Consider the following 9,110-nt stretch of genomic DNA (forward strand, 5'->3'; position numbering starts at 1 on the left):
TCCTCGTGTAAACTTCCCTAACTGCACCCTACACTTCACTAAAATACACAAGCGGATTATGAGATTTTATTTATTCGGTGAATATTTATCTTGTACACTGATGTAAAAGAAAATTTTATTTCTGTTAGATCAGTTCAATCTGAAAAATCAATTATCAAATGACGATAAATAATATAGATGTTTACATAGTAAGAAGAGTTTTACCATAATTAATAAAGCCATTCGTCTTTTCGGAATCATCATCTCTATTCACTGCCAATCTTGGAATATCAATTATCGGATGCTTGAAAAATGTGAATTGACGCCGATATATATTCAGAACCAGACCATATAAGCTCATTTACACCAATAATAAATGAAGGCAGAGGAACAGGGTTTATTTTATATGTGTAGCCCCAGTTGAAAGATAAGAGGAATGGAAGTCTGCTGTTGAAGTCACCATAAACAACGAGCGATATATGGTTGCTAAGCTTACCATATTGGAGGACACGGAGAACAAGAATTGATGGAGAAGAAGGATTCAATATATTTCCATTTATTCAGTAACAGCATCTGGTTGTATAGGAGGAAAACGAATGAATTTATTATATATTCCTAGTCTGTATTTTTATATCTATCTAGTTATAGGCCTTATAGTAGGATATTGGTTTATATCAAAGGAATTAACAGAGCGTGTACAGCAGGAAATGCAGGAACAGGACCCAGCGGAAAAAGATGAGGAAATGTCAACAGCTAGAGAGGATCTTTATCAATCTCTACATAATCTTTATCTTGTAATAGGTCAAAAAGGAGTTATCGCTATCATATACATTTTATTTATGCTTTTTTGGCTTCCGATGTGGCTAGTGATTACTTGGAAAAGGCTATTTTTAAATAAAATTAAAGGAGATTAAAAAATGGACTATATCGCCCACATACGGGAAAATGACCAAAAGATTCAGACGGTAGTCGAACACTTGCTAGAGACTCAAAAATTAGCAGAATCTTATGGTGCCAAAATAGGTATTCGACATATCACCGGACTAGCCGGTATGTTGCATGACTTGGGCAAATACACAGAAAAGTTTCAAGATTACATACGATTAGCTGTACAAAATCCTGACAATCCACCGAAGCGGGGAAGTGTAGATCATTCCACGGCTGGTGGAAAGCTGCTATACAATCTCTTTCATATCCCCCCTCAAGGGACATTTGATCAGCAGGATTTCATGAACAAGGCACTATTATCCGAAGTTGTAGGAAATGCGATTATTTCACATCATGCCTATTTGCAGGATTTTTTAGATCCTGACCTGGAATCAAAATTTTTGGATCGGGTGCGTGACCGGGAATTAGAGGGATTTGATCATGCAGTCTCCCTTTTTTACGAGCAGGTGATGAAAAAATCTGAATTCTATCATTATGTCAATCAAGCAGGGGCCGAGTTGGCTGAGTATATGCAGCGGGATCATAGTCCAGACGTTGAACTCCAAATGATGTTCTTATCCAAGTTTGTGTTCAGTGCTTTGATTGATGCGGATCGCACGAATACCCGCTGCTTTGAAGAAAATAAGAGTATGGACGATAAAAGTACAGATGAATCTATGAATCGCCAACAGCTATTTCAAACGTATTATAACAGACTAATGGAGCGTATTAACGCTCTGCAATCAGGAGAGGATGCCGACACATCCATTAATCTGCTTAGAAAACAAATGTCCGAGCAATGTGAGCAATTTGCAGACAATCCTTCCGGCATACATACTCTTTCAATCCCTACAGGGGGTGGAAAAACGCTGGCTAGTCTGCGTTATGCCCTAAAACATGCGGTCACATTTGAAAAGAAGCATATCATATACGTGGTTCCATTCACGACCATTATCGAACAAAACGCACGGGAGGTTCGTGAAATAATACAAGATGACGGCAACCTTCTGGAGCACCACTCCAATGTGGTCATGAATGAAATAGAGGATATAGACGGTGAGCGTCATGAGCTTGAAGATGTTGTGGTGAACACGCAGCAAAAATTAAAGCTGGCCAAGGATCATTGGGATTCAGCGATCATTTTCACCACCATGGTGCAATTTTTAAATGTGTTTTACGCAGATGGCAGCAGAAATATCCGTAGACTTCACAATTTGAGTGAGTCGGTTATTATTTTTGATGAAGTCCAAAAAGTCCCCACACACTGTATTTCATTGTTTAACCAAGCGCTGAATTTTTTGAAAACGTATGCCTCTTCAAGTATTGTTCTTTGCACGGCTACGCAACCGGAATTGGATTTTGTTCACAACAAGCTGGACATTGAACCGGATGCCGAAATGGTGCATGAACTCGATCATGTCATTGAATCGTTTCAGCGGGTTGAAATTGTGGATAAAGCAACGGACGTGAACATGAATACGGAGAAACTTGCCGATTTCGTTGAGCAAAGACTTGCTGATGAATCAAGCCTACTTGTTATTCTCAATACAAAAGCGGTGGTCAAAAATTTATACCGCCGATTAAAAGAAGGCAATAGTACAGCTCCAATTTACCACTTAAGTACATCCATGTGCCCCGCCCACCGCAATGATATATTGGAGCAAGTGAAAAAACATTTGAAGCATAAAGAGCCTGTCGTTTGCATCAGTACACAATTGATTGAAGCGGGAGTGGATATCAGTTTTAAGTGTGTGATTCGGTCGTTGGCTGGTTTGGATTCTATTGCTCAGGCAGCGGGCAGATGTAATCGCCACGGAGAAGATAACAAGAAGCAAGTGTATGTCATAGATCATGAAGAAGAAAATCTCAAGCGTTTAAAAGAAATTAAGATCGGCAAAGAAATTACTAGAAAAATGTTCATTGACTTAAAACGTGACGAAACTTGCTTCGGAGGTAATGTATTGTCAGCACAGGCTATGGAGGTATATTTCCAAAAATATTACACCGAACTGGCAATAGATTTGAACTATTTTGTACCTAAGCTAAGAAAAAATATGACTGAACTATTATCTGCCGATCGCAGTGAAAATACGTATTATCGCTCTTATTACGATGAGAAGGGTAGGGTTCTTCCCCTATTCTTAGCGAATAGCTATAAGACAGCGGCGAACCATTTTCAAGTCATTGAGGATCATACGACAGCTGTAATTGTTCCATATGGGAATGGAGAAAAAGAAGGAAGAGAAATTATCGCTGATCTCAATGGACAGCAAAGCATAGATGATCTTACCCGTTTGCTGCGCAGGGCGCAACCATACACCATTAATATATCTCACTTTGAGAAAGAACAACTGGATCGAAATAAGGCGCTAGTTTCTTTTCTGGATGGAAAAATATTGGCTTTAACCGATGGGGCCTATCATGATTGTTATGGTATTAACCTTGAAAATGATAGTCCTCTTAGTGATTTTGTCCTTTAACATGGCCTTTATTGGGACTCAGGACTTATCTTTTACGTTGACTGACTATGACGAAAGTAATATTCTGGTATTGTATGTAGAAAAAATAGGAATAGAAAGGAGGATTATGCTAGTTGAGAAACGCAATCGAATTCAAAGTGTATGGAGACTATGCACTGTTCACAGACCCGCTAACCAAACTTGGTGGTGAGAAATTAACGTATAGTGTACCAACCTATCAGGCGCTAAAAGGGATCGTAGAAAGTATTTATTGGAAACCCACCCTTACGATGATTGTTGACAAGGTTCGTGTACTAAAGCCTATTCGGATGGAGTCCAAGGGGATTCGGCCCATTGAATACGGCGGCGGTAATACGCTTGCTAATTATACTTACCTGAAAGACCCGTGCTATGAGGTTCAGGCTCATTTTATTTTTAATCCGCATCGTCCCGAGATGGAATATGATCGTAACGAAAACAAGCATCACAATATACTCAAACGCTCCTTACTGGCGGGTGGACGCAGAGATATTTTCCTGGGCACACGGGAATGCCAAGCTTATGTAGAGCCATGTGTTTTTGGTGAATCCCCCGGTTTCTATGATAATTATGGAGATATTCATTTGGGAAATATGGTGCATGGAATGAACTACCCCGATGAGACAGGTCGAAATCAGTTGGAGGTGCGCTTGTGGAATGCTGTGATGAAGGACGGGGTCATTGAGTTTATTCCACCGGAGAAATGCCCACAAGTTCGTATCATAGGCGAAATGCAGCCCAAACAATTTGCTGAAAATAACGTTCAATCCGCAGACGAGCTGCTTGCAGAGTGGGAGGGGTGGAGCATGAAATGAGCTGGCTGCTAAATCTATATGAAACGTATGAATCCAACCTTGACCGTGTTGGTGTGATTGAGAAGAAATACAATGATCGTGAATACACGCTCCTGCCCATCTCCCACACGACCCAAAATGCGCAGATTGAAGTAGAGATTACAGAGCAAGGTGATTTTCATTCAGCTAAAGTGCTGGATAAAGACGATTTTAGCACATTGATTCCTTGCACGGAGAAATCAGCCAGCCGGGCTGGCTCTGTCGTAGCACCTTATCCGCTGCATGATAAATTAAGCTATGTTGCCGGAGATTTTGTAGCTTATGGAGGAAAAATTAAAAAAGAAGAACCATTTGCTGCTTATATTCATCAGTTGGAAGGTTGGGCTACTTCAAAATATGCGACTCCCAAGCTGAAAAGCATCTATCGTTACTTGAGCAAGCGCCAACTGATTCAAGACTTGGTAAACGCGTCTATTTTATATCTCGATGAGGATCAGAAATTACTAAGTAAATGGGACAAGAAGTATGAGCATTTAGCTGCGGAAAAACCACGTATATTTACGGCAGTTCCCGGTGAACTGGAGAGCGTATTTATCCGTTTTAATGTCTATTCACCAAATCAAGCGTTAACTAAAGTATGGCAGGATAAAGAACTATTTAATTCATTTATTGGTTATTACAGTAAGTTACTAGGCGAAGAAGATATTTGCTATGTAACTGGGAACCAGCTCCCCAGCACAGATAAACACGCTAATAAAATCAGAAACTCTGGGGACAAAGCGAAGCTGATTTCTGCCAATGATACGAGTGGGTTCACATTCAGAGGACGGTTTGCCCATAGTCATGAAGCAGCAAGCATCAGTTATGAGGTATCCCAAAAAGCTCATAACGCCTTAAAGTGGCTGATTCATCGTCAAGGTAAAATCATGGATAACCGTGTTTTTCTAGTCTGGGGTAATGATTCTGCTGATGTGCCTAACCCTACTGACAATGAAAACATTTTTGCAATGGGCTTTGGTCTTGAATCATCCAGGCCAAAAGCAATCAAAAGCCATACCAACGAAGAGATTGCCTTTGATTTGGCCAAAGCACTAACTGGCTATAGCCATAAACTAGCTGTCAAATCGGCTTCCAAGGCCAAAGTTAATATTCTTGTGCTGGATTCAGCAACAACGGGACGGATGGCTGTACTGTATTATCGGAATTTGGATAAAGCATTGTATTTTGACAAGCTGATTGACTGGCATTCCACATGCGCCTGGCTGCACCGTTACCAGAAGGATGAGCAAGGTGAGCTTTTACAATTTTGGGGTGCTCCGGCGACCAAAGATATTGCTTTCGCGGCCTACGGCCCTAAGGCGAATGACAAACTCGTTAAAGGTCTGATGGAACGAATGCTTCCATGTATCGTAGATGGTCGGCCCATTCCGCAGGATATTGTGAGGAGTGCTATTCACCGTGCCTCTAACCCGGTATCTATGGAAAAATGGGAATGGGAGAAGACACTGAGTATAACATGTGCATTGATTAACAAACAGGAGGGATACAGTGTGGCATTAGATAAAGAAAATACGGATCGTAGTTATTTATTTGGCAGATTGTTAGCGATAGCAGATGTGATGGAGCGAGGTGCATTGGACAAAGAGGATAAGCGATCCACTAATGCCATACGGTATATGAGCGCATTCTCACAACATCCTGAAAGAACTTGGAGGACCATTCAGAATGCCCTGCAGCCACATCAGGCTAAACTTGGAAAACGCTTAAACTATTACTCCAATATGATTGATGAAGTAGCCTCAAAAATACCCATGGATGAATTCAATAACAAACCGCTAACCGGCAAGTATTTGCTCGGCTTGTATAGTCAACGCTATGAAATCTATCATAACAAGGATAAAAAGAATCATGAGGGCGATACCACAGGAAATGACGACGACCAAGACAGCGACATCGCAGATGTGAAAAAATAATACTGATCATCAGAAACGTTAAAAATATAGAGTTTACATTCAAAGGAGAATAATAACATGTCTATTTTGGATCATAAAATTGATTTTGCAGTTGTATTGTCTGTCACGAAAGCAAATCCCAATGGCGATCCGCTGAATGGTAATCGTCCACGCCAAAATTACGATGGCTATGGCGAAATTTCGGATGTGGCACTGAAACGGAAAATAAGAAATCGTCTGCAAGATATGGGAGCGTCTATTTTTGTTCAATCTAATGATCGGAAATTGGATTCTTTTAGTAGTTTAAGAGAGCGTGCAGATGCAAATCCTGAGTTGGAAAAATTTTTTAAGGGCAAGGAAGGTTCCAGCGATGAATTTGCCAGCATCGCCTGCCGCGAATGGATGGATGTTCGTAGCTTCGGTCAGGTTTTTGCATTCAAAGCGGCTAGTAAAGGCGCAGGAGTATCCGTCGGGGTAAGAGGTCCTGTATCTATACATACGGCTACCAGTGTTGATCCCATTGATATTACAAGTATGCAAATCACTAAAAGTGTAAACTCCGAACCGGGGAAAGAAAGAGGCTCGGATACGATGGGGATGAAGCATCGGGTGGATTTTGGTGTGTACGTATTTAAGGGAAGTATCAATACGCAACTAGCTGAAAAAACAGGATTTACCTATGAGGATGCAGAGAAAATTCGGGAAGCCTTACAAACACTGTTTGAAAATGACGTATCCTCCGCTCGTCCTGACGGTAGCATGGAGGTCCATAAGGTATATTGGTGGGAGCATCATTCCAAACTTGGACAATACTCATCGGCTAAGGTACACCGTTCTTTAAAGGTGAGATTGAAAGAAAACGCAGACGAACTCAACAGATCTTTTGATGACCATTATGAATGCATACTCACACCACTTGAAGGCTTAGTGCCCCGTGAATATCCAGAACTATAACGAAGAGGATTATTTGCTGCTATCCGGTATTCAGCATTTTAACTTCTGTAGAAGACAATGGGCGTTAATTCACATTGAGCAGCAATGGGAAGAAAACGTGCGGACGATCGAGGGGGATCATTTACACCGAAAAGCGGATCAGCCCATGATTCGTGAAAAAAGAGGGGATAAACTCGTCGTACGCGCATTACCTATACACTCCAGAGAGCTTGGTATTACTGGAATCTGTGACGTCGTAGAGTTTGTACGGGATGCTCATGGGGTTCCGCTGGCAGGGGAGGAAGGGATGTATCTTCCTTTTCCTGTTGAATACAAGCGTGGCAAACCCAAACGAAATGATTCGGACCATTCCCAGTTGGTCGCACAAGTGATGTGTCTTGAAGAAATGCTCGTGTGTGATATTGCAAAAGGTTACTTTTATTACGATGAGATCAAGCATCGGGTAGAGGTTGTGATCACTGCTGCTGACCGTGAACGGGTGCGAGCAAGTATTCAGGAAATGCGGCATTATTTTGAGCGAAACCATACACCTAAATCCAAAGCAGGGCCACATTGCCAAAGCTGCTCGCTTCAGCACATATGTGTGCCGGAAATTTTAAATAAAAGGTCTGTTTCCAGTTTCATTGAAAGCAGGATAGCTGAATGAAAAAATTACTGAATACGTTGTTTGTTACCTTGCCGGATACGTACTTGTCACTGGATGGGGACAACATTGTGATTAAACAAGAAGAGGCCATTCTGGCACGCTACCCGTTGCATAACCTGGAAGCTGTATGTACTTTTGGCTATGCAGGGGTAAGTCCGGGTCTGATGGGTGCTTGTGCATCACGCAATATAGATTTAACCTTTATGACGCGAACTGGACGCTTTTTGGCACGTGTGATCGGAGAGAGCCGTGGAAATGTGGTACTCCGAAAAGAACAATATCGGATTTCCGATGATGACCAAAGAAGTGCTCTTGTAGCCAGAAATATGATTATAGGCAAGATATATAATAATAAATGGATTTTGGAGCGAGCGACAAGGGACTATCCCCTACGTATTGACGCTGATCGAATGAAAAAGGTGACTGCTTCTTTAGCAGGGGCCATGCAGCAAGTCCGTGAAGTGGAGGACCTGGACATTTTGCGTGGTTTGGAGGGTGCGGCGGCTGTACAGTACAATTCGGTTTTTGATGAGCTGATTTTGCAGCAAAAGAAGGATTTTTACTTCCACGGACGCAATAAACGCCCGCCGTTGGATAATGTCAATGCTTTATTATCCTTTGCCTAACACTTCTGTCCAACGATATGAAATCTGCACTTGAAGCTGTCGGATTGGATGCTTATGTAGGTTTTCTGCATAGAGACCGTCCGGGACGAGCTTCGTTGGCATTGGATGTGATGGAAGAGCTTCGTGGAGTATATGCCGACCGTTTTGTTCTTACACTGATTAATAAAAAGTTGATTCATGGCAAAGGATTTTACAGGAAAGAAAATGGCGCTGTGATTATGGACGATGATACGAGAAAAATAGTATTGAAGGCATGGCAGGAACGCAAGCAGGAGAAGATTATTCATCCTTATTTGAATGAGAAAATGCCTTGGGGGCTTGTGCCCTATTCACAGGCTTTGCTCTTGGCTAGACATATTCGGGGAGATCTGGACGAGTACCCTCCATTTTTGTGGAAGTAGGTGTGATCTTGTTAATTCTAATTACGTATGATGTAAGCACAGTAGACAGGGAAGGCAGAAAAAGATTGGCCAAGGTTGCAAAAAAGTGTGTAGATCACGGACAAAGGGTGCAAAATTCCGTGTTTGAGTGCATTTTGGATTCGGCCCAGTTTCGCCGTTTGAAGTATGAATTAGAAGAATTGATAGACAAAAAAGAAGACAGTCTGCGTTTCTACAATTTAGGAGATAACTATAAAAAGAAGGTAGAGCATATGGGGGCAAAAGAATCTTACGATATGGAAAGCCCGCTGATTCTGTAAGGTGCGAATGTGAAGCTCACATAAAAACCCCGGA

Annotated in this window: 7 protein-coding genes and 1 pseudogene; all 8 read left to right on the forward strand. The window is 41.6% G+C overall.

Going from position 1 to position 9,110, the window contains the following annotated elements; all coding sequences use genetic code 11:
- Nucleotides 1–575 precede the first annotated feature (575 nt).
- The 8 genes and pseudogenes from C1I60_RS17120 (at nt 576) to cas2 (ending at nt 9,076) form a co-directional block, all read left to right on the forward strand.
- Nucleotides 576–893 (forward strand): hypothetical protein, encoded by a 318-nt coding sequence (locus C1I60_RS17120; RefSeq protein ID WP_137062805.1) that lies wholly within the window; start codon nt 576–578, stop codon nt 891–893.
- A gap of 3 nt (nt 894–896) precedes the next feature.
- Complete coding sequence (cas3, locus tag C1I60_RS17125; protein ID WP_137062806.1) at nt 897–3,386, forward strand: CRISPR-associated helicase Cas3'; 2,490 nt, start codon at nt 897–899, stop codon at nt 3,384–3,386.
- A 113-nt stretch (nt 3,387–3,499) separates the two neighbouring features.
- Nucleotides 3,500–4,219 carry a type I-C CRISPR-associated protein Cas5c gene (gene cas5c / locus C1I60_RS17130; RefSeq protein WP_137062807.1) on the forward strand — a complete coding sequence of 240 codons (720 nt, stop codon included), beginning with the start codon at nt 3,500–3,502 and terminating at the stop codon, nt 4,217–4,219.
- Nucleotides 4,216–6,171, forward strand: coding sequence for a type I-C CRISPR-associated protein Cas8c/Csd1 (gene cas8c / locus C1I60_RS17135; protein ID WP_137062808.1), 1,956 nt, complete (start codon nt 4,216–4,218; stop codon nt 6,169–6,171). Before cas5c ends, cas8c begins: the two co-directional genes overlap by 4 nt.
- Nucleotides 6,172–6,228: 57 nt before the next feature.
- Entirely contained in the window at nt 6,229–7,104 is an 876-nt protein-coding gene (gene cas7c, locus C1I60_RS17140) for a type I-C CRISPR-associated protein Cas7/Csd2 (protein WP_137062809.1), read from the forward strand.
- Nucleotides 7,091–7,750 carry a CRISPR-associated protein Cas4 gene (gene cas4, locus C1I60_RS17145; RefSeq protein ID WP_137062833.1) on the forward strand — a complete coding sequence of 220 codons (660 nt, stop codon included), beginning with the start codon at nt 7,091–7,093 and terminating at the stop codon, nt 7,748–7,750. The genes cas7c and cas4 overlap by 14 nt, the downstream gene beginning before the upstream one ends.
- Nucleotides 7,747–8,777: pseudogene (gene cas1c, locus C1I60_RS17150) on the forward strand (type I-C CRISPR-associated endonuclease Cas1c). Before cas4 ends, cas1c begins: the two are co-directional and overlap by 4 nt.
- Nucleotides 8,778–8,785: 8 nt before the next feature.
- Nucleotides 8,786–9,076 (forward strand): CRISPR-associated endonuclease Cas2, encoded by a 291-nt coding sequence (cas2, locus tag C1I60_RS17155; protein ID WP_137062834.1) that lies wholly within the window; start codon nt 8,786–8,788, stop codon nt 9,074–9,076.
- Nucleotides 9,077–9,110 lie beyond the last annotated feature (34 nt).

The organism is Paenibacillus terrae, assembly GCF_005217525.1.
In the GTDB taxonomy this organism is placed as follows: domain Bacteria; phylum Bacillota; class Bacilli; order Paenibacillales; family Paenibacillaceae; genus Paenibacillus; species Paenibacillus terrae_C.

Excerpts from the sequence above, each read along its gene's own strand:
- C1I60_RS17120 (WP_137062805.1), top strand. The coding sequence starts at position 576 with ATGAATTTATTATATATTCCTAGTCTGTATTTTTATATCTATCTAGTT.
- cas3 (WP_137062806.1), top strand. The coding sequence starts at position 897 with ATGGACTATATCGCCCACATACGGGAAAATGACCAAAAGATTCAGACG.
- cas8c (WP_137062808.1), top strand. The coding sequence starts at position 4,216 with ATGAGCTGGCTGCTAAATCTATATGAAACGTATGAATCCAACCTTGAC.
- cas7c (WP_137062809.1), top strand. The coding sequence starts at position 6,229 with ATGTCTATTTTGGATCATAAAATTGATTTTGCAGTTGTATTGTCTGTC.